Origin of the sequence: Geobacillus subterraneus, assembly GCF_001618685.1 — a bacterium.
Taxonomy (GTDB): Bacteria; Bacillota; Bacilli; order Bacillales; family Anoxybacillaceae; genus Geobacillus; species Geobacillus subterraneus.
In genome coordinates this window covers 3,337,092-3,362,953 of sequence record NZ_CP014342.1, presented here as the reverse complement: position 1 = coordinate 3,362,953, position 25,862 = coordinate 3,337,092, and the positions used below count along the sequence as shown (strand labels likewise).

The following is a 25,862-nucleotide window of genomic DNA, read 5'->3' as shown; positions in this document are numbered from 1 at the left end:
GATAGGATCTTATGGAATGAGATGGGCCAGCCACTCTTTGAAGAAAAATTTCACTTCGATCCGCTGTTCCGGCTCAGCGATGACGACAGGAGAAGCGTTTCCGCCGTCTATTCCTCCCCCTTCACTCGCATCCTCGCCCGTGTTCTTCGCAGCGGTGCTCGCGTCGTCTGCCTCATTGTCCACACCGCCCACACGAATCCCCACGTCATCCACATCTTTGCTCACACTATCTGTCTCAGCACTTATCGTGTCCTCGGCCGCTGCGCGGCGCCCCGTCTTCTCCATGGCCGCCGCGGTGCTCCCGCCTTCTTGTTCATCCGGCTGCACCGCCTCCTTGTCACTCTGCTTTCTCTTAACGGGCTGATCGGCCTCGGCCGGTGCCGGCTTACTTGTCTCGTTTGCCGGCCTTTCTTCCGCTCTCATCATCACAGCGTCACCGTTGGAAAAGTCGAGAAAACAAAGCGGCGGGAACAAGACACACCACCAGTTTGACCCTTTCCCTTCCCCGAGCGTAATGAGGACCGCATCGTACGTGCCGGCCGGATAGACGTAGTCGCCATACACTTTCGTCGGAAAGCGAACCGGGCCAAACTCTACTTTGTACGACTGGCTGCTTTGCTCATCACGGAGCACGCGAGCGACTGTCTGTTCAATGTCCGGCAGGCGGGAGCGGATGACGCGCTTCGCTTCGTCGAACGACGTCAGTTCAGCGACCCAGCTGTTGATTTGCGCGTTCACCGCATCGCGCACGTTTCGTTTCAATTCTTGGTCAGCAGCCGCATCGCTGTTGGCTAAAATGCGCAAGCGAACCGCCTCGTCGGGAACCGCGACCGCGGCGTTGGCCCCAGCATCGGTCTGCTGGCCGTACAGCTGAACGAGGACGCCTGTTGTTAATAGAATGATATATAAACATACAGCGATGGAATTTCCCTTCATTCTCATCATCGGCACCGTCCTTTCACCTCTCATTGTGGACGGCGCCGCCTCATTTTAAACCTATGAATCTAATTTTTTCTTGTCATATAAACCATTCGGTCCTTGCCGTTCAAATCAAAGGCCACTTCGACCCGCGCCTCGGGAAACGCTGCCGCTAAAAGCGCAGCGACCGCTTCCCCTTGTCCGGCGCCGACTTCAAACGCGACAAGCGCCGGGACGCCGAGCACAAGCGGCAAATCGCGAGCGAAGCGGCGGTAAAAGTCAAGCCCGTCGCGGCCGCCAAAGAGCGCGGTGTGCGGCTCGTAGTCTTTCACGACCGGAGAGAGCAACGCAGCATCGGCCTCGGGAATGTACGGCGGATTCGAAACGACCACATCGACGGTTCGTCCTTGTTCGATGAGCGGCTGCAATAAGTCGCCGCGCAAAAACGAAACGCTTGCCCCAAGCCGGCGAGCGTTTTCCCGAGCGACTGTGAGCGCTGCTTCGGAAATATCGGTGGCAGTCACCGACAACGCTTTGTTCTCTAGCGCCAATGTCACAGCGATCGCTCCGCTGCCGGTGCCGACATCGACGACATCAATCCGCTCCCGGCCGGCAAATAGGCGCGGCACGCGCTCAAGGACGCCAAGCACCAACTCTTCCGTTTCCGGGCGCGGGATGAGCACATGACGGTTCACAAGGAACGGCCGTCCGTAAAACGATTCATGGCCGATCAAATATTGAACCGGCACATGGTGTAAGGCATGGCGGCGCACATCGGCCGTAAACCGTTCGTACACCGCTTCCTCAACGGGCTCGCGCCAACGGGCGAACAGCCCGGCCCGGTCAGTGCGCAAATGGTGGCACAACAGCCACTCGGCCGCCCGCTCCTCCTTCCCATGGGCGCGCAAAAAAGAAGAAGCCCAGGCGAGGACTTCATGCACGTTACGACGCATCGTTCGCTTGCTCCAATTTTTTCGCCTGGTCGTCTAAAATGAGCGCCTCGATAATTTCATCAAGCTGCCCGTCCAACACGAGGTCAAGCTTTTGAATCGTCAGCCCGATGCGGTGGTCGGTGACGCGGTTTTGCGGGAAGTTGTACGTGCGGATGCGCTCTGAACGGTCGCCGGTGCCGACCGCCTGCTTGCGCGTCTGGTCATATTCGGCGCGCGCCTCTTGCTGGTATTTGTCGTAAATGCGGGCGCGCAACACTTTCATGGCCTTCTCTTTGTTTTTAATTTGCGATTTTTCGTCTTGGCATGTGACGACAATGCCGGTCGGAATATGGGTGAGGCGTACGGCCGACATCGTCGTGTTGACGCTTTGCCCCCCTGGCCCGCTCGAGGCGAACGTATCGACACGAATGTCTTTTTCATGAATGTCGACTTCGACTTCTTCCATTTCCGGCAGACAGGCGACCGTTGCCGTCGACGTGTGGATGCGCCCGCCCGACTCCGTTTCCGGAACGCGCTGGACGCGGTGGGCGCCGTTTTCAAACTTCAGCTTCGAATACGCCCCTTTTCCGTTGACCATAAAGATGATTTCTTTATAGCCGCCAAGGCCGGTCGGGCTCGCTTCGATCACTTCTGTTTTCCACCCTTGCGACTCGGCATAGCGCGTGTACATTCGGTACAAGTCGCCGGCAAACAGCGCCGCTTCCTCGCCGCCGGCGGCGGCGCGAATTTCCATAATGACGTTTTTCTCATCGTTCGGATCTTTCGGCAAAAGCAGCACTTTCAACTTCTCAACGAGCGCCGCTTCCCGTTCTTCGAGTTCATCAATTTCCTCTTTCACCATCTCGCGCAGCTCTGGCTCAAGCTTTTCTTCCAACATGGCCTTCGCTTCCGCGAGCTGGTCGCGAACGGACTTGTATTCGCGGTACGTTTGCACCGTTTCCGCCAAATCGGCCTGCTCTTTCGAATAATCGCGCAACTTTTTCGGATCGTTGATGACGGCTGGATCCATCAACAGCTCGTTTAATTTTTCATACCGTTGTTCGACAGCTTCTAACCGGTCAAACACATCATTCACCTCTGTTTTTCAGCACAGTCTAATTTCAAATTATATCATGAAACAAGACCAAACAAAAACCCCCGCTTTTGGCAAGCGGGAGTGTTAGTTCACGCGCACGATAATTTCGTACGTCGGAATCGCTTTTGTCAGCAGTTTGTCGATGCGGCTCGCCTCACGTTGCCGCTCTTCGGCGGACAATGTTTCCGGCACATCGACTGTGACATACATATTGCTGCCGTGAAACCAGATGGAGTCGGCGCGGTAATCGGTATGCCGCTCAATGAGTTGTGCGGCTTTCCGCGTATCGGCGCGCTGGTTTTCGCTTCCTTCGGTCAAACTAATGAAGTTCGGGTTTTGCCGCGTTTTTTCTGGGTCGTCAAAGTTGTTGTACAAGTCGTGATCCGCATCCATTTTCGGCCGCTCGTCCGTCATCAGCCGCGTACCGTTTTTGTCTTCGCTTTGCTGGCGGTAAGACGAATGATCCGGGGTCAACGAACAGGCCGAAAGCAACAAGGCAATCCCTAACAGCCAGATGCGTTTCATTGTTTTCGCCTCCCTGCTGTTAGGATGCCCGTGACAAGCCATAATATTTATATCCTCTCCGAGCGGAGAGGCCACCGCCTTTAAACAAAGGAAAAAGCCAAGCCGCGGTTTGTGGGCAACTATGTCATTCATTCCCCCATTGAGCGGGGCGGCGGAAACATCCGGCGCGCGCCGGCATTGGTCACCGTTGGTAAATGGCGCATTCAGTAAACAAACGGCTTGCGGTTTGCCGCGAATTTTCTCTTTTCCCGTTGTTTACCGACACGTCTAGCAAGCGATGGGAACACCGATACGTATCGTTCTTGATCCCCTGATCCTGTCACTCGCCGGCACGTTCAGCGAGCGGATGGCCATGGCGCTTTTTCGGTTTGCCCGGCACTTCGTGATGATGGCGGCAACGGGGTTCGTACGCTTCGCTGGCACCGACAAGAATGATCGGATCGTCATAAGAAGCAGGCGCACCGTTAATAAGCCGCTGCGTCCGGCTGGCTGGGGAACCGCAGACGGTGCATACCGCTTGCAGTTTCGTCACCGACTCGGCGATCGCCATGAGCGCGGGCACCGGTCCGAACGGTTCGCCGCGGAAGTCTTGATCCAACCCGGCGGCGATGACGCGATAACCGCGATCCGCGAGCGTCTGCACAACATCAACAATGTCATCGGAAAAAAACTGCACTTCATCAATGGCGACGACATCGGTGGCAGCGGAAATGTAACGAAACAGTTCGGCCGGCGTCGCGACCGGGATGGCGATCACCGAATTGCCGTTGTGCGACACGACTGCGTCTTCGCTATAACGATTGTCGATCGTCGGTTTGAACACTTTCACTTCCTGCTTGGCAAACTGGGCGCGGCGGATGCGGCGGATCAGTTCTTCCGATTTGCCGGAGAACATGCTGCCGCAAATGACTTCCAGCCAACCGGACTGCGTCATCACATACATCGGGGGCCTCTCCTTTCGCTCAACACTGTCATCGAAAAACGAGCCAACCGCACCGGACCGAAACGGCCGGCAAGATCCGCTCTATGGGCAACGGTTCGTCCATCTGCCCTCACGAAAAAGCAGGCAAGCGGTGCGCTTGCCTGCTTTCGTCCGTTCTTTTTTTACTTAAGGCCGTATTTTTTATTGAATTTATCGACGCGGCCCGCTGCCGAAACGAATTTTTGTTTGCCCGTGAAGAACGGATGGCATTCCGAGCAAATCTCGACGCGCAGCTCGTCTTTGACCGAACCGCTTTCGAACTCGTTTCCGCATGCGCAGCGGACGATCACTTTTTTGTACGCTGGATGGATCCCTTGTTTCATCGTTTTCATCTCCTTCCGCCCTGTATCTCATCGAAACAGAGTTATTCGTTCGTGCGGGCTCGATGCCCGAGGCGCTTCCGCCTTTCCGGCGAAGCGCCGCGCATGGAACGGCCGGGGCTTTATGAGAGCAGCCCGGCCGGTGCAGACGGTTCATCGTGTGAACACATAAGCGCTAGCTAAAACACACATGTTAAGATTATAACAGCTTTTCCGCTGATTTGCAATGGGCGATTCCCGGCAAATTCCGCCAGCCATTTAGAGGCGAAGCGGGCCGCCGCTTTTCCATTCTTGATCGAGCAAGGCGAAAAATTCTTCGTTCGATTTCGTGCGGCGCAGCTTGTTTAAAAACCGCTCGATAAAGTCCGGAGAATCAGCCATCGTTTTGCGGATCGCCCACAGTTTATCCAAATGTTCTTTCGGAATAAGCAACTCCTCTTTGCGCGTTCCGGAGCGGCGAATGTCGATCGCTGGGAAAATGCGACGCTCAGCGAGCGACCGGTCGAGGTGGAGCTCCATGTTGCCTGTTCCCTTGAATTCTTCGTAAATGACATCGTCCATGCGCGAGCCGGTATCGACTAAGGCCGTCGCCAAAATCGTTAAGCTGCCGCCCTCTTCGATGTTGCGGGCCGCACCGAAAAACCGTTTCGGGCGGTGAAATGCGGCCGGGTCGATCCCGCCGGAGAGCGTGCGACCGCTCGGCGGAATGACTAAGTTGTACGCCCGGGCCAAACGGGTGATGCTGTCCATTAAAATGACGACATCGCGCTTATGCTCGACCAAACGCATCGCCCGCTCTAAGACGAGCTCGGCCACTTTAATATGGTTTTCCGGCACTTCGTCAAACGTCGAGCTGACGACATCCCCTTGTACGGACCGCTCGATGTCGGTCACTTCTTCCGGCCGTTCGTCAATCAAAAGGACGATCAGCTCGACGTCCGGGTGGTTGGCGGTGATGCTGTTGGCGATTTCTTTAAGCAGCATCGTTTTCCCTGCTTTCGGCGGCGCGACGATCAGCCCGCGCTGCCCAAAGCCGACCGGGGCGATGAGGTCGATGATGCGGGTCGACAACTTGTCCGGCGTTGTCTCGAGCTTCATTTGCCGATTCGGATATAAAGGGGTTAACGCTGGAAAATGGACGCGCTCTTTCGCGATTTCCGGGTCTTCCCCGTTGACCGCCTCGACGTGGAGCAAGCCGAAATAGCGCTCGTTTTCTTTCGGCGGCCGCACTTTGCCGGATACTTTATCCCCGTTGCGCAAATCAAAACGGCGAATTTGGGAAGCGGAAATGTAAATGTCTTCCGAGCTCGGGGAGTAGTTGATCGGGCGCAAAAAGCCGAATCCTTCCGACGGAATGATTTCGAGGACGCCTTCCATGAAAAAGAGGCCGTCTTGCTCGGCACGCGCTTTCAAAATAGCAAAAATAAGCTCTTTTTTTGTCAATTTGCTGTAATACGAAATTTTATATTGCCTGGCGAGCTCATACAGCTCTTTTAACTTCATGTTTTCTAAAGCCGCTAACGTTAACTCCATCTTGACACCACACTTTGCAAAGTTTCCTATGCTCCCATCGTTCGCGTTCGGACATATTTGTCATCAATTCGACAGGCGAAGGGATCATTCGTTTAGAAGATGATGAAGGCTGAAATAAGGAAGTAGAATGGCAGAGCTTATTTTTGCACAGGTAACACGACTATTTTACCCTTTTTTCCTATTTTTAATCAATCTTTTTTTGCTTTCCCGGTCAGGGAGCGGCCCGGGAAACCGGCGCCGCCGCCAAGCCGGATAAGGGGCGCTACTTAATGACTAAGTTCGGTTTTTTCTTCAAGCTATGCCGCCCCTCAATGAAGCGGACAGTGCCGGATTTGGCGCGCATGACGACCGAGTGGGTGAGGCCGTATGCCCCTTTCAGCTGCACGCCGCGCAGCAGCTCGCCATCCGTGACGCCGGTGGCGGCAAAAATGGCGTCGTCCCCTTTCACTAAGTCGTCCATGCGCAACACTTTGTTCACGTCGATCCCCATTTGTTTGCACCGCTCAAGTTCGGCGTCATTTTGCGGCAGCAGTTTCCCTTGCAGTTCGCCGCCAAGGCACTTTAACGCAACGGCCGCGAGCACCCCTTCCGGTGCGCCGCCTGAGCCGAATAAAATGTCGACGCCGGTATGGTCAAACGCCGTGTTAATGGCGGCGGCGACATCGCCGTCATTAATGAGCTTAATGCGCGCGCCAGCCTCGCGCAGCTCTTGGATGAGCCGTTCGTGGCGCGGACGATTGAGGACAATGGCGACCACATCTTCAATGTCTTTGTTTTTCGCTTTCGCCACCGCTTTTAAATTGTCGATGATCGGCGCTTCAATATCAATCATGCCGACCGCTTCCGGACCAACGGCGATTTTTTCCATGTACATATCCGGCGCATGGAGCAAATGGCCGTGGTCAGCGACGGCGACGACAGCCAGCGCATTCCAGCCCCCGGAAGCGACAATGTTCGTCCCCTCAAGCGGATCGACAGCGACATCGACGCGCGGGCCGTAGCCGTTGCCGAGCTTTTCTCCAATATACAGCATCGGCGCCTCATCCATTTCCCCTTCACCGATGACGACCGTCCCTTTCATCGGCACCGTGTCAAATACATCGCGCATCGCCGATGTCGCTGCGTCGTCAGCCTCATTCTTTTTTCCGCGCCCCATCCAGCGGGCCGCGGCAAGCGCGGCTGCTTCGGTGACGCGCACAAGTTCCATCGACAAGCTTCGTTCCATTGTCGTTCTCCCCTTCCCCTTTACTTGCCAGACGTCAAGCGTTTTTCACCTGCTCAATTTCCTCATCGGTCATTTTTTCGCGCCAAATCGTAGCGCCGATCTCAGACAGCTTTTCAACTAACCCGCTGTAGCCGCGGTCGATATGCTCGACGCCGGTAATTTCCGTCACTCCTTCGGCCATGAGCCCGGCGACAACGAGCGCCGCCCCGGCGCGCAAGTCGCTCGCTTTCACTTTTGCCCCTTGCAACCTGACCGGCCCGGTGATAATGGCTGAGCGGCCTTCGACTTTCACGTTCGCGTTCATGCGCCGCAATTCGTCGATATGTTTGAAGCGCGCGCTGTAAATCGTATCGGTGACGACGCTCGTGCCGTTCGCTTTCGTCAACAAAGCGGTAAACGGCTGCTGCAAATCGGTCGGAAACCCCGGGTAGACGAGCGTTTTGACGTCAACCGCTTTCAAAACATCGGAGCCGCGAATCAAAATTTGATCCGCGCCTGTCTCGACGTGCACGCCCATTTCACGCAACTTCGCCGTCAGCGATTCGACGTGCTGCGGGATGACGTTGTCGACGACGACTTCGCTGCCGATCGCCGCAGCGGCGATCATATACGTACCGGCCTCAATCCGGTCCGGGATGATGGCGTGGCGGCAGCCCGATAATTTTTCGACGCCGTCGATGCGGATGACATCGGTGCCCGCGCCTTTAATTTTTGCGCCCATGTTCGAAAGCAATGTCGCCACATCAATGATTTCCGGCTCTTTCGCGGCGTTTTCGATAATCGTCCGCCCTTTGGCGCGCACCGCCGCCAGCATAATGTTGATCGTCGCACCGACGCTGACGACGTCCAAAAAAATGCGGGCCCCGCGGAGCTCCTCAGCGCGCAAATAAATGGCGCCCTGCTCGTTCGTCACCGTTGCACCGAGCGCCTCAAACCCTTTAATGTGCTGGTCGATCGGACGCGGCCCGAGATGGCAGCCGCCCGGCAGGCCGACGACCGCTTTTTTGAATCGGCCAAGCATCGCTCCCATCAAATAGTACGAGGCGCGCAGTTTTTTCACTTTTCCGTTCGGAAGCGGCATGGAAACCATGTTCGTCGGATCGATGACCGCCTCTTTGCCGTCAAACGAAAACGAACCGCCGATCTCCTCGATCAAGCTTCCTAAAATGTGCACGTCGGAAATGTCCGGCAACCCTTCGATCGTCACCGGCGAATCGGCTAAAATCGCCGCGGGAATCAAGGCGACCGCGCTGTTTTTCGCGCCGCTCACTTTGATCGTCCCCCGCAGCCGATCCCCGCCGATAATTTTCATTTTATCCATCGTCGTCTCCCTTCTTTGCTCGGAAGTTGGCTTCACCCCTAGGAACGAGAAAGCGGCCGGGCGGGCTCGACTCCCCGACCCGAACGCGGTCGGGTGAGCCCGCTTAACCTAGGAGGCAAACGGCCTATTTTCATTGTTGCCGATTCCAGTCGGCGAGAAACTTCTCGATCCCTTGGTCAGTGAGCGGATGGTTAAACAATTGCATGAGCACTTTGTACGGGACAGTGGCAATATGCGCCCCACGCAAAGCCGCTTCTGTCACATGGAGCGGGTGGCGGATCGAAGCCGCGATGATTTCTGTTTCAATGCCATGAATGTTGAAAATATCAGCGATGGTGGAAATGAGCTCTAAGCCGTTATGGCCGATATCATCGAGGCGGCCGAGGAACGGAGAGACGTACGTCGCGCCGGCGCGCGCAGCCAACAGCGCCTGGTTGGCGGTAAACACGAGCGTGACGTTCGTTTTGATGCCTTTTTCGCTGAACGTTTTTACCGCTTTTAACCCTTCCGGCGTCATCGGCACTTTAATCGTGATGTTTGGAGCGATTTTCGCCAGCTCCTCGCCTTCTTCGATCATGCCGGCCGCCTCGGTTGAAATGACTTCCGCGCTGACCGAACCGGAGACGATCGACGTAATTTCGCGCAGCCGGTCATGGAACGAGACGTTTTCTTTCGCCACTAAACTCGGGTTGGTCGTTACGCCGGCCAAAATACCGAGTTCATGGGCGTGTTTAATCTCCTCTAAATTGGCTGTATCAATAAAAAATTTCATTAGTGACCCTCCTTGTCGTTGTTTGGATGCAAGCGGGCAAGCCCGGGCGGCGGCCGAAAGCCGCCTGCTAGGCCGATCTTGCCGTTTGCCTGTTATTGTGCTGCTTTTCCGGACGAACCGAACTCGCGCATTTTACCGATGACCGTCGCTTTGATCGCATCGCGGCCCGGGCCGATGATTTTGCGCGGGTCATAAACGTTCGGATCTTTTGCGAGCAGCTCGCGGACGACTTTCGTGAACGCCATTTGGTTTTCTGTATTGACGTTGATTTTCGATGTGCCAAGGGAAATCGCGCGCTGGATTTGCTCAGTCGGGATGCCGGTACCGCCGTGAAGCACGAGTGGAATGCCGGTTAAATCGCGGATTTGTTCCATCTCGGCAAACCCGAGTTTCGGCTCCCCTTTGTACGGGCCGTGCACGGAACCGAGCGCCGGAGCAAGGCAGTCGATGCCTGTCCGCTTGACAAGCTCTTCACATTCTTTCGGATCGGCGTAAATGACGTCTTCACCGACGACGTCGTCTTCTTGCCCGCCGACGATGCCGAGCTCAGCTTCAACGGAGACGCCGCGTGCATGGGCGTATTCAACGACTTGCGAGGTGATGCGGACGTTCTCTTCAAATGGATGATGGGAGGCGTCAATCATGACCGAGGTGAACCCGGCGTCGATTGCCGCTTTACATTTTTCAAAGCTCGAGCCATGGTCGAGGTGAATGGCGACAGGAACTGTAATGTTCATGTCTTCCATTAAGCCTTTCACCATGTTGACGACCGTTTTAAACCCGCCCATATAGCGAGCCGCTCCTTCAGAAACGCCGAGAATGACCGGCGATTTTTCTTCTTCGGCTGCCGCTAAAATGGCTTGCGTCCATTCCAAGTTGTTAATGTTAAATTGGCCGACCGCGTATTTGCCGCGCAGCGCCTCGTTGAGCATCTCTTTCATCGATACTAACGGCATGGTTACATCCTCCTTAGCTGATCGTCGTCTTTGTCGCCATGGCGGAACGTAGGCCCACAGGCGCAAAATACATCTACGTTATAAGCATACCAACTTGCCGGCAAAACAGCAACATTTCCCTTCTTCATTCTGCTAACGTTGCACAGGCAGCTGAAAAGAGCTTTTACAAGGAAATATATTTTTTGACGGCAGCGCGCAAATCATCGATATCAAACGGCTTGGCAAAATGCATCAGCGCGCCGAGCTCTTTTGTTTCCTGGATCATATCGAGCTCGCCATACGCCGTCATGATGATCACTTTAATATCCGGGTCGATGTCTTTTAACCGCTTTAAAATTTCAATACCGTCCATGCCGGGAATTTTCATATCGAGAAGCACAAGGTCGGGATGGTGTTTGCGAACGATTTCAAGCGCCTGCATGCCGTTGGCCGCCTGGTATGTCACATACCCTTCCCGTTGAAACACTTCGTTTAACAAAATGCGGATGCCATACTGGTCGTCGACAATTAAAATTTTGTTTCCCACGGTTATGCACCTCTATTCCCTTTTTTCTCCCTATTAATGTTTCGCATTTCCCGAACGTATTTCCTGCTTGCTTTTCTTGCCATTTGCAGATTTTGTATAATAACGGCGAAAGGAGGCCGAACGATGAAAATTTTGACGACACAAACAATCGGACTGCTGCAAAAAATCGCCGCCGATGAAGAGCTGGCGCTCGAAGACGGAGCGCGCTTGCTCGCCCAGGCAGCCATTAGCAACGGACGCATTTGGCTGTATGGAACAGGCGAGCTCGATGCGGTCGTTGCTGCCGCCCTTCTCGGCCCGGATTCGCTGCCAAAAGCGGCGCACCTTGAACCGGAGGCGGCCGATGACTGGAACGAAACGGATCGGGCGCTTGTGTTCGCCCGTTTTTCCAACGACAAAGAGGCGATCCGTCTCGTCGAACAGCTGCAAGCGAATGGCGTTGATACGGTCGCTGTCTCGACGCTTGTCAAAGACGAACCCGGATTAGCGGATATCGCCGCCGTCCATATTGACAGCAAGCTCTCCCGCCCGCTCGTGCCGACCGAAGACGGCCGCCGCATCGCCATGCCGACGGTCGTTGCCGCTTCGTTCATCTACTACGGGCTGCTTGTGTTGCTTGACGAAATTTTGGAAGAGTATCAGTAACCGCCGCCGCGAAAGCGGGTGCGCCTACCGGATGAAGCTATCAAAAAACGGTGTCCGGCAAACGGACACCGTTTTTTCGTCATTGTTTCAACGACGCTTTGACAAACTCGCGGAAGAGCGGCTGCGGCCGCGTCGGACGGGAAGTAAATTCCGGATGGAACTGCGCGGCGACAAACCACGGATGGTCTTTTAACTCGATCACTTCGACGAGCCGCCCGTCCGGGCTCGTGCCGGAGAAGACAAAGCCGTGTTCTTCCATTAAATGGCGGTACTGGTTATTGAATTCGTACCGATGGCGATGACGCTCGTAAATGACTTCATCGCCGTACGCCGCATGGGCGAGCGTCCCTTCTTGCAGCTTGCACGGGTACAAGCCGAGGCGGAGCGTTCCGCCTAAATCTTCGACATCTTTTTGTTCCGGAAGCAAGTCGATGATCGGGTGCGGCGTGTTCGGGTCAAACTCCGCCGAATGGGCGCCCGCAAGGCCGACGACATGGCGGGCGAATTCGATCGACGCAAGCTGCATCCCTAAGCAAATGCCTAAAAACGGCACGCGCTGTTCGCGGGCGTAGCGGATCGCTTCAATTTTTCCTTCGACGCCGCGGTCACCAAACCCGCCCGGAACGAGAATGCCATCAGCCTCTTTCAACAGCTCGGCCACATTATCGCGCGTCACATGTTCCGCATTAATCCATTGAATGTCAATATCCGTATCAAACGCATAGCCGGCGTGGCGGAGCGCTTCAACGACTGAGATGTAGGCGTCGGGCAGCTCGACGTATTTGCCGACGAGGGCGATTTTCGTCGTTTTTGATAAGTTGCGCACTTTCTCCACGAGCGCTTTCCATTCGGTCATGTCCGCGTCGCGGCAGTTGAGGCGCAAATGTTCACAAACGATTTGGTCGAGCTTTTGCTCCTGCAGCATGAGCGGCACGGCATACAGCGTATCCGCATCGCGCGACTCGATGACCGCCTTCGGGTCGATGTCGCAAAAGAGGGCGATTTTGTCTTTCATTTCTTGCGGCATCGGCATTTCCGTACGCACGACGATGATGTTCGGCTGAATGCCAAGGCTGCGCAGCTCTTTCACGCTATGCTGCGTCGGCTTCGTTTTCATTTCCCCGGCCGCTTTAATGTACGGCACGAGCGTACAATGAATGTACATGACATTTTCGCGGCCGACATCGCTTTTGATTTGGCGGATGGCCTCTAAAAACGGAAGCGACTCAATGTCACCGACCGTGCCGCCGATCTCCGTAATGACGACATCGGCGTTCGTCTCCTTCCCGGCGCGGAAGACGCGGTCTTTAATCTCGTTTGTAATGTGCGGAATGACTTGCACCGTACCGCCTAAGTAGTCGCCGCGCCGCTCTTTGCGGATGACGGCGGAATAAATTTTTCCGGTGGTGACGTTGCTGTATTTGTTCAAGTTAATATCGATGAACCGCTCATAATGCCCTAAATCCAAATCCGTTTCCGCACCGTCATCGGTGACAAACACTTCGCCGTGCTGGTACGGGCTCATGGTCCCCGGGTCGACGTTAATATACGGGTCAAACTTTTGGATCGTCACGTTCAAGCCGCGGTTTTTCAACAGCCGCCCGAGCGATGCGGCCGTAATTCCTTTTCCTAGCGAAGAAACGACACCGCCCGTCACAAAAATGTACTTCGTCATCTTGTCTTCCCCCTTGCCGAAATTACAGTAACAGTTTCAGTGTTTGCGAAAGGCGCAAATAAAAAACGCTCCGCTTACCACACGTAAGGGAGCGATGATTTCATTCATCCGTTTTTCAAGAGCCCAACACACATTGTACCGAGTTCCCCCGGCAAAGTCAAGCGGTTATTCGTCTTCCTCCGGCTCCTCGAGATCGAGTTCTTCGTCGAGCGGCTCTTCGTCCAGTTCAAACTCTTCCTCGTCGAGCATGTCGTCTTCAAAATCGACATCTTCGTCAAGGTCGAACTCCTCGTCTTCAAGCAGTTCTTCGTCGTCGACTTCAAGCTCTTCATCATCGTATTCGTCAAGATCCTCGTAATCAAGATCCTCTTCGTCAAGCAGCTCTTCGTAATCGTCGTATTCGTCATCAAGCGCTTTTTTCTTCTTCTTCGGCTTGACAATCGTCACCGTTTCGTCTTCCGTCTGATCGAACGGATACCATGCGCGCAGTCCCCAGACGTTTTCCCCGACGCAAATAAACCGTCCGTCGATGTTTAAATCGGTGTAATACTGGGCAAGCCGCGCGGCGATGTCATCCTCCGCTGCGCCGGTCAATGCCGCTACCTCGCGGACGATTTGGTCAAACGGCAGCGCCCCCCGCTTATCAAGCAAAATGAGGTTCGCCAACTCGACGAACGACATCTCCTGCAATTCCTCTGGCGAGTATTGCTGCTGCAGGCTCAAATTCAGCACTCCCCTTCTATATAATGAAACAAATGAATGCAAGTGGAATACATACCATTCATTATAAACAAATTGCCGGCGTTTATGCTAGCTATTTAGCGAAAAAAGCAAAAAGAGAACCGCCCCATAGCGAAGGCAGCCCTCTTTTCGCCATAGCCATTCAATGACAGCCATTCTCTTCGACCCAGCTTTCCCGTTTTGACCTAGGCAAGCGAAGAAGCATACATAGTTTGCGTCATGCCAAGCAAGGAGGCGGATCACTACGTCCGGCCAAGACTAGCGAACACACGTTCTACATATTCCGCCGGTATTGCCCGCCGACTTCGTACAACGCGCGGGTAATTTGCCCGAGGCTCGCGACTTTGACCGTTTCCATCAATTCTTCGAAAATGTTGCCGCCGCTGATCGCCACTTGTTTTAAGCGCTCAAGCGCCGGGCCGGCTTTATCTTTGTTCCGCGCTTGGAATTCACGCAAATTGTGGATTTGCAGCTCTTTTTCTTCATACGTCGCCCGGGCAAGTTCAAGATTGTTCAGCTCATCTTCTGACGGCGGGTTCGGATTTAAGAACGTATTCACGCCGATAATCGGCAGTTCCCCGCTATGTTTTTTCGTCTCATAATAGAGCGATTCGTCTTGAATTTTGCCGCGCTGATACTGCATTTCCATCGCTCCGAGCACGCCGCCGCGGTCATTTAACCGCTCGAACTCTTGCAAGACGGCTTCTTCGACAAGGTCGGTGAGCTCCTCAATAATGAACGATCCTTGGAGCGGATTTTCGTTTTTCGCCAGGCCAAACTCTTTTGTAATAATGAGCTGGATGGCCATCGCCCGACGGACCGACTCCTCGGTCGGTGTTGTGATCGCTTCGTCATAGGCGTTCGTATGGAGCGAGTTGCAGTTGTCGTAAATCGCCAACAACGCCTGCAATGTCGTGCGGATGTCGTTAAAATCGATTTCTTGGGCGTGGAGCGAACGGCCGGACGTTTGAATATGGTATTTCAGCTTTTGGCTTCGTTCGTTGGCGCCGTATTTCTCGCGCATGGCAACCGCCCAAATGCGGCGGGCGACACGGCCGATCACCGAGTATTCCGGGTCGAGGCCGTTGCTGAAGAAAAACGACAAGTTCGGCGCGAAGTCATCAATATGCATGCCGCGGCTTAAATAATATTCGACGTACGTAAAGCCGTTGGCGAGCGTAAATGCCAGCTGGGTGATCGGATTCGCTCCAGCCTCGGCGATATGGTAGCCGGAAATCGACACGGAATAATAGTTGCGGACGCGGTGCTGAATGAAATATTCTTGAATGTCGCCCATCATTTTCAAGGCAAAATCGGTGGAGAAAATGCACGTATTTTGCCCTTGGTCTTCTTTTAAAATGTCGGCCTGCACCGTGCCGCGCACCGTTTGCAGCGTCGCGGCTTTCACTTGTTCATACTCTTCCGCGGTGAGCGGGCGGCCGAGCTCTTGTTCCCGCTTTTCGACTTGCTGATCGATGGCGGTGTTCATAAACATCGCCAGCAAAATCGGAGCCGGGCCGTTGATCGTCATCGACACCGAGGTGAGCGGATCGCACAAGTCAAACCCTTTATACAGTTTTTTCATGTCATCGAGCGTACAAACGCTGACACCGCTTTCCCCGACTTTGCCGAAAATGTCCGGCCGGTAGTCCGGGTCTTCGCCGTAGAGCGTGACCGAGTCAAACGCCGTGCTGAGCCGCTTCGCCTTGTCTTCTTTGCATAAGTAGTGGAAGCGGCGGTTTGTGCGCTCCGGCGTCCCTTCGCCGGCAAACTGGCGCTTCGGGTCTTCCCCTTGGCGCTTGAACGGGAAGACGCCGGCCGTATACGGGAACGAGCCAGGAACGTTTTCTTTATACACCCAGCGCAAAATTTCTCCGTAATCTTTAAACTTCGGCAAGATCACTTTCGGAATGTCCAAGCCGGACAACGTTTTTGTCGTCAGCTCAGTGACGATTTCTTTGCCGCGCACGTTCGTCACGAATTGCTTAGCCGCGTATTTCGCTTTCGTTTCTTCCCACGTCGCCAAAATGTGTTTCGATTCCGGCGTCAGCTTCGCCTCGTAATCGGCCTTGAGCATCTCGAGCGCGCGGATGACGTCCTCAGCCTCGCCGCGCTCATTGGCCGCTTCAATCGCCCCTTCGATTTGAAACAGGCGGCGCGCAATCTCTGCCTGCTGTTCGGCACGGCGGTGGTACGAGCGCACCGTCTCAGCGATTTCGCGCAAATAATAGCGGCGCTCGTTCGGAATGATGACGTTATGCTTTTCAACGTTGGCAACCGTTTTTAAATTCGTTTTCCAATTTGTTCCTGTTTTCTGGTTGATCGTATCGATGAGGGCGACAAAAAGCGTGTTCGTGCCCGGGTCGTTAAACTGGCTGGCAATCGTGCCGTACACCGGCATTTCCGACACGTCGCGGTCAAACAGCTGACGGCTGCGCTGATATTGCTTTTGCACTTGCCGCTTCGCATCTTCCGACCCTTTGCGCTCAAATTTGTTAATGGCGATCAAATCAGCATAATCGATCATATCGATTTTCTCAAGCTGCGTCGGCGCCCCGAACTCGCTTGTCATCACGTACATCGACACGTCGCACACTTCTGTAATGGCGGCATCGCCTTGGCCGATCCCGCTCGTTTCAATAATGACGAGATCAAAACCGGCCGCTTTGACGACTGAAATGGCGTCGCGAATCGCTGGCGACAGCTCGGAGCGGGAATGGCGCGTCGCTAGGCTCCGCATATAGACGCGCGGCGAATGGATGGCGTTCATCCGAATTCGGTCGCCTAACAGCGCCCCGCCCGTTTTTTGTTTCGTCGGATCGACGGATAAAATGGCGATTTTGATCTCAGGAATTTCATTTAAGAACCGGCGGACGAGCTCGTCGGTAAGCGAGCTTTTCCCCGCTCCGCCCGTACCGGTAATGCCGAGCACCGGCACGCGCTGTTCCATCGCCTTCACTTGCTCGATGACTGCTTCAGCCGCAGCGGCCGCCTCCTGTCCTGCCTCGGCGCGGTATTCGCACAGCGTGATGAGCCGGGCCACGGCTTGCACATCGCCGGTTTGGAGCCGTTCGATTTCATCGGTCACGGCAGTCACGGTCGGAAAATCGCACTCTTCCAGCATCACGTTAATCATCCCTTGCAAGCCGAGGGTGCGGCCGTCTTCAGGCGAGAAAATGCGGGCGATTCCGTATTCATGCAATTCCTTGATTTCGCGCGGGATGATGACGCCGCCCCCGCCGCCGTAAATGCGAATATGGGGCGCCCTCCGCTCTTGCAGCAAATCATACATATATTTAAAAAATTCCATGTGGCCGCCTTGGTACGAAGAAACGGCAATGCCTTGCACATCTTCCTGAATGGCCGCATTGACGATCTCTTCGACCGAACGGTTATGGCCTAAATGGATGACTTCGGCGCCGCTCGCCTGCAAAATGCGGCGCATAATGTTGATCGAGGCATCATGGCCGTCAAATAAGCTTGACGCTGTCACAAAGCGGACGTGATGCTTCGGACGATAAATATGCGCCATCGTCTCTCCCCCTTTGTTCAAACTTGCTGTTTCTCCATAATCCCCTTTAATAAAAACTCGGTCTGCCATTCAATGTATTCTTCGAGCGTATACATTTTCCTCAGCGCCCATCGCCGGAACGCCCACATTTGCCCAAGCACGATAATGTTGTGGGCAAAGAGGCGAATCTCGCCTTCGGAAAGCTGCAGCGCCCCGCTTTCGACGCATGTGCGCAAAATACGCTCGAAAATGGCCGTCATCTCGAGCTCTTTATTGAGAACGTACGGGAGCGACTCTTTGCTTAACGCCTTCAGCTCTTGGTACATGACGAGCACTTCGTCATCGAGCTCATCAACGACGCGAAAATAGTGGGCGATCGCACGCCGCAGCCCTTCAACCGTGCCGTGATGATCGCCAAGATCTTGTTCGGTCCGCTCCCGCACCTCGTCGTAAATGCGGTCGCACACTAAATACAAGACATCTTCTTTTTTGCGAATGTATTCATACAGCGTGCCGATGCTAAACCCGGACGCTTTGGCGATTTCCCTCGTCGTCGTTTGGTGGAAGCCTTTTTGTTTAAAAAGAGAAATGGCGCCTTTAATCATTTCGTTGCGCCGTTTTTTCACGAGCTTCTCATCTTTGACCGATGCGATCACTTCCCGTTTTTTCATGCAGATTCCTCTCCCCCATTCCCGTTTAGCAGCTAGGCTGGCGCCCCGCACAGCTTCCCGTTCGCGCCGCAGAACGGGACATGTCGTGCGGCATACGGTTGAAATCATCGCCATGACCCGCACGGCACATCCCCGAAATCATTAAGAACCCCCTGACAGCAGCACAGAGAGCGCGCTCCTTGAAACGGCTGCCGCGATTCGCGCATCCAAACGAGGAAATGGCGCGCAACCAAGCGCCGCGGCCATCAATCACGCGTCAACACGAATGAGTTGACGCGCAGCGTTTAATCGCGCGTCAACATGCGCGAAATAACGAGGCGCTGAATTTCTTGTGTTCCTTCGTAAATTTGCGTGATTTTTGCATCGCGCATAAACCGTTCAACCGGATAGTCTTTCGTATAGCCGTTGCCGCCAAAAATTTGCACCGCATCAACCGTCACTTTCATCGCCGTGTCGCCGGCAAACAGTTTTGCCATCGCCGATGCCTTGCCGTACGGCAAGCCGTTTGACTCAAGCCATGCCGCTTGGTATGTCAAGAGCCGCGCCGCTTCAATGGCGGTGGCCATGTCGGCGAGCTTAAAGGCGACGCCTTGCTGCTCAGCGATCGGCTTGCCGAATTGGATGCGCTGTTTCGCGTAGTCAATGGCGGCATCGAGCGCTCCTTGGGCGATGCCGACCGCTTGGGCGGCGATGCCGTTGCGGCCGCCGTCTAACGTCATCATCGCGATTTTAAATCCTTCTCCCTCTTGGCCAAGCAAGTTTTCTTTCGGGATGCGGCAATCTTCAAAAATGAGCTCGGTCGTCGGCGATGAACGAATGCCGAGTTTCTTTTCTTTTTTGCCGATCGAAAAGCCCGGTGTCCCCTTTTCAACGATAAAAGCGCTGATTCCTTTATGCCGTTTTTCCGGATCGGTGACGGCAAAGACGACGTAAATTTCCGCCTCACCGCCGTTCGTGATCCACACTTTCGACCCGTTTAACACGTAATGGTCGCCGTCTTTGATGGCGCGCGTTTTCATCGAGGCGACGTCAGACCCCGCCCCCGGCTCGGACAGTCCGTACGCCCCGAGCTTTTCTCCGGTCGCCAAAGCGCGCAAATACTTCTGCTTTTGCTCTTCCGTGCCGAACTTGTAAATCGGCCAACTCGCGAGCGAAATATGGGCGGAAAGCGTCACCCCGGTCGAGGCGCAGACGCGCGACAGCTCCTCAACGGCGATGACATACGCCAAATAATCGCTGCCGATGCCGCCGTACTCTTCCGGCCACGGGATGCCCGTTAAGCCGAGCTCGGCCATTTTGTTAAAAATGCCGCGGTCAAACCGCTCTTCCTCATCGCGCTCAGCGGCGGTTGGCGCCACTTCGTTTTCGGCAAATTCGCGCACCATTTTTCGCAGCATTTCATGTTCTTCGCTCAATTGAAAGTTCATCGTTTCATTCCCCCGTTTTCTATAAACATCCTCTTCCCCTTGTTACTGTTTGGTCAGCTGCTTGCTGATGACGATTCGCTGGATTTCGCTCGTTCCTTCGTAAATTTGCGTAATTTTCGCATCGCGGAACAGCCGCTCGACCGGGTAGTCTTTCGTATAGCCGTTGCCGCCGAAAATTTGCACCGCTTCAATGGCGTTATCCATCGCCGTTTGCGAGGCAAATAGTTTGGCCATCGACGCTTCTTTGCCGCACGGCAAGCCTTGGGCGCGCAGCCAGGCGGCGCGGTAGACGAGCCATTTCGCCGCTTCCGCCGCCGTCGCCATATCGGCAAGCTTAAAGGCGACGCCTTGCTGCTCGGCGATCGGTTTGCCGAATTGGATTCGTCCTTTTGCGTACGCCGCCGCATGTTCGACCGCGGCTTCTGCGATGCCGAGCGCTTGGGCGGCGATGCCGATCCGGCCCGCATCAAGGTTGGCCATGGCGATTTTAAATCCTTCCCCTTCTTGGCCGAGCAAGTTTTCCGCCGGCACCTCGGCGTCTTCAAACGTCACCGTCACCGTCCGCGAGCCGTGCAGCCCCATTTTCTTTTCATCTTTGCCGATCGCCATCCCCGGCGTTCCTTTTTCAACGATAAACGCGGAAATGCCGCGGCTTCCGGTTTCCTCCGGATTCGTGCGGGCGAAGACGATGTATGTGTCCGCTTCTCCGCCGTTGGTGATGAACATTTTCGAGCCGTTCAATACGTACGTATCGCCGCGGCGCACCGCTCTCGTTTTTAAGCTTTTCGCATCCGAGCCGGCGCTCGGTTCGGTGAGGCAAAACGCCCCCAAATAGTCGCCGCGGGCAAGTTTCGTCACGTATTTTTGTTTCTGGTCTTCCGTGCCGAAATACAAAATCGGGTTTGTGCCGACTGACGTGTGCACCGATAAAATGACACCGACCGTCGGGCTCACTTTAGAAATTTCGTGGATGGCGATAATATATGAAACAAAATCCATGCCCGCGCCGCCGTACTGTTCCGGAACAGTGATCCCCATCAGGCCGAGCTCGGCCATTTTCGTTAAAATCGGACGCGGAAATTCGCCTTGCTCCATGCGCTCGACAAACGGGGCGATTTCCGCCGCCGCGAATTCGCGCACCATTTGCCGCATCATTTCTTGTTCTTCCGTAAACCGAAATTGCACGGGACATCCCCCTTTGTCATGTTGCTCGTCAATGTTGCTTTGACCCGCTTACTCGTACGTGTAAAATCCGCGGCCTGTCTTGCGGCCAAGCCAGCCAGCCTTGACGTATTTACGCAACAGCGGGCATGGGCGGTACTTGTCATCGCCGAACCCTTCATGAAGCGTTTCCATAATGTATAAGCACGTATCCAATCCGATAAAGTCAGCGAGCGTGAGCGGCCCCATCGGATGGTTCATGCCCAGTTTCATCACTTCATCGATCGCCTCTTTGGTCGCTACCCCTTCGTACAGGGCGTAAATCGCTTCGTTAATCATCGGCATGAGGACGCGGTTGGAAATAAAGCCCGGAAAGTCGTTCACTTCCACCGGCACTTTGCCGAGCGTCCGGGTGACCGCTTCAATCGTCTCATACACGTCATCGGCCGTCGCTAAGCCGCGGATGATTTCCACCAGCTTCATGACCGGCACCGGATTCATAAAGTGCATGCCGATCACTTTCTCCGGCCGCTTCGTCGCCGCCGCGATTTCCGTAATCGGAAGCGACGACGTGTTCGACGCTAAAATCGTTTCCGGGCGGGCGATTTCATCCAGTTCGGCAAACAGCTTCGTTTTCACGTCCATGTTTTCAACGACTGCTTCGATGACAAGATCGGCGTTGACGGCAGCGCGCAAGTCATTGGAGCGAGAAAGCCGCGCCAGCGCCGCATCTTTGTCCGCCGCCGCCATTTTCCCTTTTTCCACTTGACGGGCGAGCAGTTTTTCGATGTTTTGCATTCCTTTGTCTAATTGCGCTTCGCTAATATCATATAAAAGCACGTCATAGCCGGCGACAGCGCATACTTGAGCGATGCCCGATCCCATTTGTCCGGCGCCGACGACCATGATCGTTTTGACGTCCATGTTCCTATCCCCCTGTCTATGTGTATTTCTGAAAAATGAACGTGCATCACATCCGCTAGATTCACGGCGCTAATGGCGCGGTGCCGACAGCAAGGAACATCGCGGCGGCACACCGCTTCCTCCCCCGCAGCGGCTGCACGGGGGCGCGCGGCCGCATCTTGCGCCTTGACGTTGTTCTGGGGATACCGCTCCGGTTCATAGACGCGCTGCTAGCAGCAGGCCGCGTCCTCTGCCGTTTTGTCCCCATCGCCGAAGGGCGGGGCGGCGACACGTCCCGTTTCGCGCCGCGTCACCAAGGGACAGGATCGCAGCAAGCCGCTTCCTGCATCTTGGCGACAGCCGGCGACACGCGCCTTGGCGGCGGGCTGTCGTGCGGGGACATGCGGCGACAGCCATGTCATCCCCGCACGGCTACGGGAGAGACGCGCCCTTGGCTTCCCTTATACCTCAACTAAGATGGCGTCGCCTTGGCCGCCGCCGCTGCAGATCGCGGCGATGCCGAGGCCGCCGCCGCGGCGTTTCAGCTCATGAATGAGCGTCAAGATGATGCGCGCACCGCTCGCGCCGATCGGATGGCCAAGGGCAACGGCGCCGCCGTTGACATTTACTTTTTCCGGGTCAAGGCCGGCGATTTGGATGGCCGCCAGTGCGACGGCGGCGAACGCTTCATTCACTTCGAACAAGGCGATGTCATCGACCGTTTTTCCCGTTTTGCGGAGCAGCTCGTTAATGACAAGCCCCGGCGTTTTCGGGAAGTCTTTCGCCTCGACAGCGATGGCCGTGTGGGCGACCACCGTTGCGAGCGGCTCGAGCCCTTCGCGGGCGGCGCGCTCTTCGCTCATTAAAACGAGCGCGGCGGCGCCGTCGTTGACGCCCGGGGCGTTGCCGGCCGTAATCGTGCCTTCATGGTCAAATACCGGCGGCAGTTTCGCCAGTTTTTCAAGCGACGTATCTTTCCGCGGCGCCTCGTCGTGTTCAACGACAAGCGGGGCGCCTTTGCGCTGCGGAATCGTCACCGGAACGATTTCTTCCGCGAGGCGGCCGGTTTCGATCGCAGCGATGGCGCGCCTATGGCTGCGGTACGCCCACTCGTCTTGTGCCTCTCTGGTGATGCCGAGCTCACGCGCTGTATTGCCGCCGTAAACGCCCATATGGACGCCGGTGAAGCTGCATGTGAGGCCATCATATACCATCAAATCTTTGACCGTGCTGTCGCCCATCCGCAGCCCCCAGCGCGCTTTCGGCAACACGTACGGCGCGTTGCTCATCGACTCCATCCCGCCGGCGACGACGACATCGGCGTCGCCTAAGCGGATGAGCTGGTCAGCAAGAGTGACGGCGCGCATGCCGGACGCGCACACTTTGTTCACCGTCTCGGTGCGGACGTGCCACGGGATGCCGGCATGGCGCATCGCCTGCCGCGACGGAAGCTGCCCTTGTCCGCCTTGCAGGACCGTACCTAAAATGACATGATCGACTTGTTCTGCGCTCACGTTGGCGCGGGCGAGCGCCTCTTTCACGGCGATGCCGCCGAGCTCTGATGCTGATAACGCTCGCAACGCGCCGCCTAATTTTCCGAACGGGGTGCGCACCCCGCTGACAATCACCGTTTTCCCCATCATTCCTCTCCCCCTTTTCAGATAAGAAAGCGATTACAAAATACAGACTGAACGTTCGCTCGATAGCGAGGCGAAAGAGAAGGCGTACAACCGTACACCATCTCTTTCCAAACACAATTTGTTACTTACTATTTTAAAAAATAGAAATTGTCTATGCAACTATTTTATGATGCGGCTTCGTTTTTTTCCTCCCCAAACACCGATTTCGCCAACAGTTCCGCGACATCGTACGTCGAAACGCGGTCTTCCACTTCTTTCGCCTTCGTGCCGTCCGACAGCATCGTCAAACAGTACGGACAGCCGGAGCTGATGACCGTCGGGTTAACAGCGAGCGCCTGCTCCGTGCGGGCGACGTTGATCCGGTTGCCGGTCGTCTCTTCCATCCACATGAGGCCGCCGCCGGCACCGCAGCACATGCCGCGTTCGCGGTTGCGCTCCATTTCGACGAGCTCGACGCCCGGGATGGCGCGCAAAATTTGTCTCGGTGCGTCATAGACGTCATTGTAGCGCCCTAAATAGCACGAGTCATGGAACGTGATGCGCTCGTTGACCGGATATTTCGGCACAAGGCGCCCTTCTTCGATGAGCTTGGCAAGCAGCTCGGTATGGTGGTACACTTCGGCTTCGAGCCCGAAGTCCGGGTATTCGTTTTTAAACGCATTGTAGGCGTGCGGGTCGATCGTGACGATTTTGTTAACGCCCGCTTTTTCAAACTCGGCGATGTTGTTCGTCGCCAACTCCTGGAATAAAAACTCGTTCCCTAACCGGCGCGGCGTATCGCCCGAGTTTTTCTCCTTGTTGCCTAAAATCGCAAACTTGACGCCCGCTTCGTTCAGCAGTTTGGCAAAAGCAAGGGCGATTTTTTGGCTGCGGCTGTCGTATGAGCCCATCGAGCCGACCCAGAATAAATACTCGATCTCTTCCCCGGCCTTGGCCGCTTCTTTGACCGTTGGGACGTGGACGTCGTCGCGCAGCTCGCGCCAGTTTTCCCGCTCTTTCCGGTTTAAGCCCCACGGGTTGCCTTGGCGCTCGATGTTCGTCATCGCCCGCTGCGCATCCGGATTCATCCGCCCTTCGGTCAACACGAGATAGCGGCGCAAGTCGATAATTTTATCGACGTGTTCGTTCATGACCGGGCATTGGTCTTCACAGTTGCGGCACGTCGTACAGGCCCAAATTTCTTCCTCGGTGATAACATCGCCGATCAAGCTCGGCATTTCAATCGCTGCCGCCTGCTCCGATGCCGCGGCGAACGCGAGCTGGTTGCCTTTCGTGTTTTTAAAGGCGAACGTCGGCACCCATGGGGCGCGCGACGTGACGACCGCCCCTTTTTCCGTCAAATGGTCGCGCAGCTTCAAAATCAAGTCCATCGGCGACAACATTTTCCCGGTGCCGGTCGCCGGGCACATGCTCGTACAGCGGCCGCACTCGACACAGGCATACAAGTCGATCAACTGCTTTTGCGTAAAATCTTCAATTTTGCCGACGCCAAACGATTCTTGGCTTTCGTCTTCAAAGTTGATCGGCGAAAGCTTCGGCCGCGTCAGCCGGCCGAAAAAGACGTTGATTGGCGCCGCGATCAAATGGGCGTGCTTTGACTGCGGCACATACACGAGGAACGTCAGCAAAATCAACAAATGCACCCACCAGGCAACAAAGAACAGCACCGCGGCCCCGGTTTCGCCGATCCATGAGAACGCGCCGGCAATGAGCGAGGCAACCGGCTCGCTCCATGTCGCCTCTTCGCCGTGCCAAATTCTGCTCATCCCGTTGCCGAACAAAACGGACAACATGAGTCCGCCGATAAAAAGGAGCACAAGTCCGGCTTTGAAATCGCGCTTTAAGCGGACGAGCTTTTCAATGTAGCGGCGGTAAAAGGCAGCGAGCACGGCGATTAAAATGAGCAACGTGACGATTTCTTGGAAAAACGTAAATCCTGGATACAGCGGCCCGAGCGGCAAATGCGCTCCGGGCGCGAGCCCTTTGATGATAAAGTCAATCGCGCCAAACTGAACGAGAATAAAACCGTAGAAAAAGACGACGTGGATCAGCCCGCTTTTTTTGTCTTTGAGCAGCTTTTTCTGGCCGAAGACGTTGATCCAAATGTTGCGCAGCCGCTCGTTCACTTTTTCATCAAACTCGACTTTTTTGCCGAGCTTAATGTACATCGCCCGTGTTTTCACGACATACGCAAACAAGTAGATGGCGTAAGCGGTTACAAACAAAAACGCGAGCCAATTCACCAGTACTAAGGCGTTCATCTTCTCTCCCCTTCCCCCGCTTTTCCGGCGAATTTGTTGCCATAACAAAACAAATTTTCAGAATTGTGATTTACGTCTATTGTACAAATGAATGAGCATTCAGTCAATAGCTTTTTTCTCA

At 55.1% G+C, this 25,862-nt stretch carries 22 protein-coding genes; 1 reads left to right on the top strand and 21 read right to left on the bottom strand.

Annotation, left to right across the window (positions count from 1 at the left end; translation table 11 throughout):
- Positions 1-9 precede the first annotated feature (9 nt).
- From spoIIR to GS3922_RS16335, 12 genes are all read right to left on the bottom strand, one after another.
- Positions 10-945: a stage II sporulation protein R gene (spoIIR, locus tag GS3922_RS16390; RefSeq protein ID WP_051391606.1), complete on the bottom strand. Its 936-nt coding sequence runs from the start codon at positions 943-945 to the stop codon at positions 10-12.
- A gap of 59 nt (positions 946-1,004) precedes the next feature.
- On the bottom strand, positions 1,005-1,871 hold the full coding sequence (gene prmC / locus GS3922_RS16385; RefSeq protein ID WP_063167184.1) for a peptide chain release factor N(5)-glutamine methyltransferase: 867 nt from the start codon (positions 1,869-1,871) through the stop codon (positions 1,005-1,007).
- A complete protein-coding gene (gene prfA / locus GS3922_RS16380; protein WP_063167183.1) occupies positions 1,861-2,937 on the bottom strand; it encodes a peptide chain release factor 1 in 1,077 nt (358 codons plus the stop codon). The genes prmC and prfA overlap by 11 nt, the downstream gene beginning before the upstream one ends.
- 93 nt (positions 2,938-3,030) lie before the next feature.
- Positions 3,031-3,471, bottom strand: a complete 441-nt coding sequence (locus GS3922_RS16375; protein WP_063167182.1) for a hypothetical protein — start codon at positions 3,469-3,471, stop codon at positions 3,031-3,033.
- 319 nt (positions 3,472-3,790) lie between these two features.
- Positions 3,791-4,414, bottom strand: coding sequence for a thymidine kinase (locus tag GS3922_RS16370; protein ID WP_063167181.1), 624 nt, complete (start codon positions 4,412-4,414; stop codon positions 3,791-3,793).
- A gap of 161 nt (positions 4,415-4,575) precedes the next feature.
- A complete protein-coding gene (rpmE, locus tag GS3922_RS16365) occupies positions 4,576-4,776 on the bottom strand; it encodes a 50S ribosomal protein L31 (protein WP_008880715.1) in 201 nt (66 codons plus the stop codon).
- Between the two features lie 255 nt (positions 4,777-5,031).
- Positions 5,032-6,306, bottom strand: coding sequence for a transcription termination factor Rho (gene rho, locus GS3922_RS16360; RefSeq protein ID WP_063167180.1), 1,275 nt, complete (start codon positions 6,304-6,306; stop codon positions 5,032-5,034).
- A 262-nt stretch (positions 6,307-6,568) separates the two neighbouring features.
- Positions 6,569-7,531: a class II fructose-bisphosphatase gene (glpX, locus tag GS3922_RS16355; RefSeq protein ID WP_011888409.1), complete on the bottom strand. Its 963-nt coding sequence runs from the start codon at positions 7,529-7,531 to the stop codon at positions 6,569-6,571.
- Between the two features lie 34 nt (positions 7,532-7,565).
- Positions 7,566-8,852, bottom strand: a complete 1,287-nt coding sequence (locus GS3922_RS16350) for a UDP-N-acetylglucosamine 1-carboxyvinyltransferase (RefSeq protein WP_063167179.1) — start codon at positions 8,850-8,852, stop codon at positions 7,566-7,568.
- Positions 8,853-8,982: 130 nt separating this feature from the next.
- Entirely contained in the window at positions 8,983-9,624 is a 642-nt protein-coding gene (gene fsa, locus GS3922_RS16345) for a fructose-6-phosphate aldolase (RefSeq protein WP_063167178.1), read from the bottom strand.
- A gap of 92 nt (positions 9,625-9,716) precedes the next feature.
- Complete coding sequence (locus GS3922_RS16340; RefSeq protein WP_063167177.1) at positions 9,717-10,580, bottom strand: class II fructose-bisphosphate aldolase; 864 nt, start codon at positions 10,578-10,580, stop codon at positions 9,717-9,719.
- A 163-nt stretch (positions 10,581-10,743) separates the two neighbouring features.
- Entirely contained in the window at positions 10,744-11,106 is a 363-nt protein-coding gene (locus GS3922_RS16335) for a response regulator (RefSeq protein ID WP_063167176.1), read from the bottom strand.
- 123 nt (positions 11,107-11,229) lie between these two features.
- Here GS3922_RS16335 and GS3922_RS16330 point away from each other — a divergent pair, with 123 nt between their 5' ends.
- The gene (locus tag GS3922_RS16330) at positions 11,230-11,751 is read left to right on the top strand and encodes a DUF2529 domain-containing protein (RefSeq protein WP_063167175.1); all 522 of its coding nucleotides are present in this window, start codon (positions 11,230-11,232) and stop codon (positions 11,749-11,751) included.
- Positions 11,752-11,830: 79 nt separating this feature from the next.
- On the opposite strand, the gene GS3922_RS16325 is transcribed toward GS3922_RS16330, so the two are convergent.
- From GS3922_RS16325 to GS3922_RS16285, 9 genes are all read right to left on the bottom strand, one after another.
- A complete protein-coding gene (locus GS3922_RS16325; protein WP_063167174.1) occupies positions 11,831-13,426 on the bottom strand; it encodes a CTP synthase in 1,596 nt (531 codons plus the stop codon).
- Between the two features lie 165 nt (positions 13,427-13,591).
- The gene (gene rpoE / locus GS3922_RS16320; RefSeq protein ID WP_063167173.1) at positions 13,592-14,149 is read right to left on the bottom strand and encodes a DNA-directed RNA polymerase subunit delta; all 558 of its coding nucleotides are present in this window, start codon (positions 14,147-14,149) and stop codon (positions 13,592-13,594) included.
- A 292-nt stretch (positions 14,150-14,441) separates the two neighbouring features.
- A complete protein-coding gene (icmF, locus tag GS3922_RS16315; RefSeq protein ID WP_063167172.1) occupies positions 14,442-17,699 on the bottom strand; it encodes a fused isobutyryl-CoA mutase/GTPase IcmF in 3,258 nt (1,085 codons plus the stop codon).
- 17 nt (positions 17,700-17,716) lie between these two features.
- The gene (locus GS3922_RS16310; RefSeq protein WP_063167171.1) at positions 17,717-18,349 is read right to left on the bottom strand and encodes a TetR/AcrR family transcriptional regulator; all 633 of its coding nucleotides are present in this window, start codon (positions 18,347-18,349) and stop codon (positions 17,717-17,719) included.
- A gap of 284 nt (positions 18,350-18,633) precedes the next feature.
- Positions 18,634-19,776 (bottom strand): acyl-CoA dehydrogenase, encoded by a 1,143-nt coding sequence (locus GS3922_RS16305; RefSeq protein ID WP_063167170.1) that lies wholly within the window; start codon positions 19,774-19,776, stop codon positions 18,634-18,636.
- Positions 19,777-19,818: 42 nt separating this feature from the next.
- Complete coding sequence (locus GS3922_RS16300) at positions 19,819-20,961, bottom strand: acyl-CoA dehydrogenase (RefSeq protein WP_063167169.1); 1,143 nt, start codon at positions 20,959-20,961, stop codon at positions 19,819-19,821.
- A gap of 48 nt (positions 20,962-21,009) precedes the next feature.
- Positions 21,010-21,861 (bottom strand): 3-hydroxybutyryl-CoA dehydrogenase, encoded by an 852-nt coding sequence (locus GS3922_RS16295; protein ID WP_063167168.1) that lies wholly within the window; start codon positions 21,859-21,861, stop codon positions 21,010-21,012.
- A 440-nt stretch (positions 21,862-22,301) separates the two neighbouring features.
- Positions 22,302-23,480: an acetyl-CoA C-acetyltransferase gene (locus GS3922_RS16290; protein WP_063167167.1), complete on the bottom strand. Its 1,179-nt coding sequence runs from the start codon at positions 23,478-23,480 to the stop codon at positions 22,302-22,304.
- A 164-nt stretch (positions 23,481-23,644) separates the two neighbouring features.
- Positions 23,645-25,741: a (Fe-S)-binding protein gene (locus tag GS3922_RS16285; RefSeq protein ID WP_063167166.1), complete on the bottom strand. Its 2,097-nt coding sequence runs from the start codon at positions 25,739-25,741 to the stop codon at positions 23,645-23,647.
- Positions 25,742-25,862 lie beyond the last annotated feature (121 nt).

Excerpts from the sequence above, each read along its gene's own strand:
- glpX (WP_011888409.1), bottom strand. The coding sequence starts at position 7,531 with ATGGAACGAAGCTTGTCGATGGAACTTGTGCGCGTCACCGAAGCAGCC.
- rpmE (WP_008880715.1), bottom strand. The coding sequence starts at position 4,776 with ATGAAACAAGGGATCCATCCAGCGTACAAAAAAGTGATCGTCCGCTGC.
- GS3922_RS16325 (WP_063167174.1), bottom strand. The coding sequence starts at position 13,426 with ATGACGAAGTACATTTTTGTGACGGGCGGTGTCGTTTCTTCGCTAGGA.
- GS3922_RS16350 (WP_063167179.1), bottom strand. The coding sequence starts at position 8,852 with ATGGATAAAATGAAAATTATCGGCGGGGATCGGCTGCGGGGGACGATC.
- fsa (WP_063167178.1), bottom strand. The coding sequence starts at position 9,624 with ATGAAATTTTTTATTGATACAGCCAATTTAGAGGAGATTAAACACGCC.
- prmC (WP_063167184.1), bottom strand. The coding sequence starts at position 1,871 with ATGCGTCGTAACGTGCATGAAGTCCTCGCCTGGGCTTCTTCTTTTTTG.
- GS3922_RS16305 (WP_063167170.1), bottom strand. The coding sequence starts at position 19,776 with ATGAACTTTCAATTGAGCGAAGAACATGAAATGCTGCGAAAAATGGTG.
- rho (WP_063167180.1), bottom strand. The coding sequence starts at position 6,306 with ATGGAGTTAACGTTAGCGGCTTTAGAAAACATGAAGTTAAAAGAGCTG.
- spoIIR (WP_051391606.1), bottom strand. The coding sequence starts at position 945 with ATGATGAGAATGAAGGGAAATTCCATCGCTGTATGTTTATATATCATT.
- icmF (WP_063167172.1), bottom strand. The coding sequence starts at position 17,699 with ATGGCGCATATTTATCGTCCGAAGCATCACGTCCGCTTTGTGACAGCG.
- GS3922_RS16290 (WP_063167167.1), bottom strand. The coding sequence starts at position 23,480 with ATGGGGAAAACGGTGATTGTCAGCGGGGTGCGCACCCCGTTCGGAAAA.
- GS3922_RS16295 (WP_063167168.1), bottom strand. The coding sequence starts at position 21,861 with ATGGACGTCAAAACGATCATGGTCGTCGGCGCCGGACAAATGGGATCG.
- GS3922_RS16330 (WP_063167175.1), top strand. The coding sequence starts at position 11,230 with ATGAAAATTTTGACGACACAAACAATCGGACTGCTGCAAAAAATCGCC.
- GS3922_RS16370 (WP_063167181.1), bottom strand. The coding sequence starts at position 4,414 with ATGTATGTGATGACGCAGTCCGGTTGGCTGGAAGTCATTTGCGGCAGC.
- GS3922_RS16310 (WP_063167171.1), bottom strand. The coding sequence starts at position 18,349 with ATGAAAAAACGGGAAGTGATCGCATCGGTCAAAGATGAGAAGCTCGTG.
- GS3922_RS16285 (WP_063167166.1), bottom strand. The coding sequence starts at position 25,741 with ATGAACGCCTTAGTACTGGTGAATTGGCTCGCGTTTTTGTTTGTAACC.
- GS3922_RS16340 (WP_063167177.1), bottom strand. The coding sequence starts at position 10,580 with ATGCCGTTAGTATCGATGAAAGAGATGCTCAACGAGGCGCTGCGCGGC.
- GS3922_RS16375 (WP_063167182.1), bottom strand. The coding sequence starts at position 3,471 with ATGAAACGCATCTGGCTGTTAGGGATTGCCTTGTTGCTTTCGGCCTGT.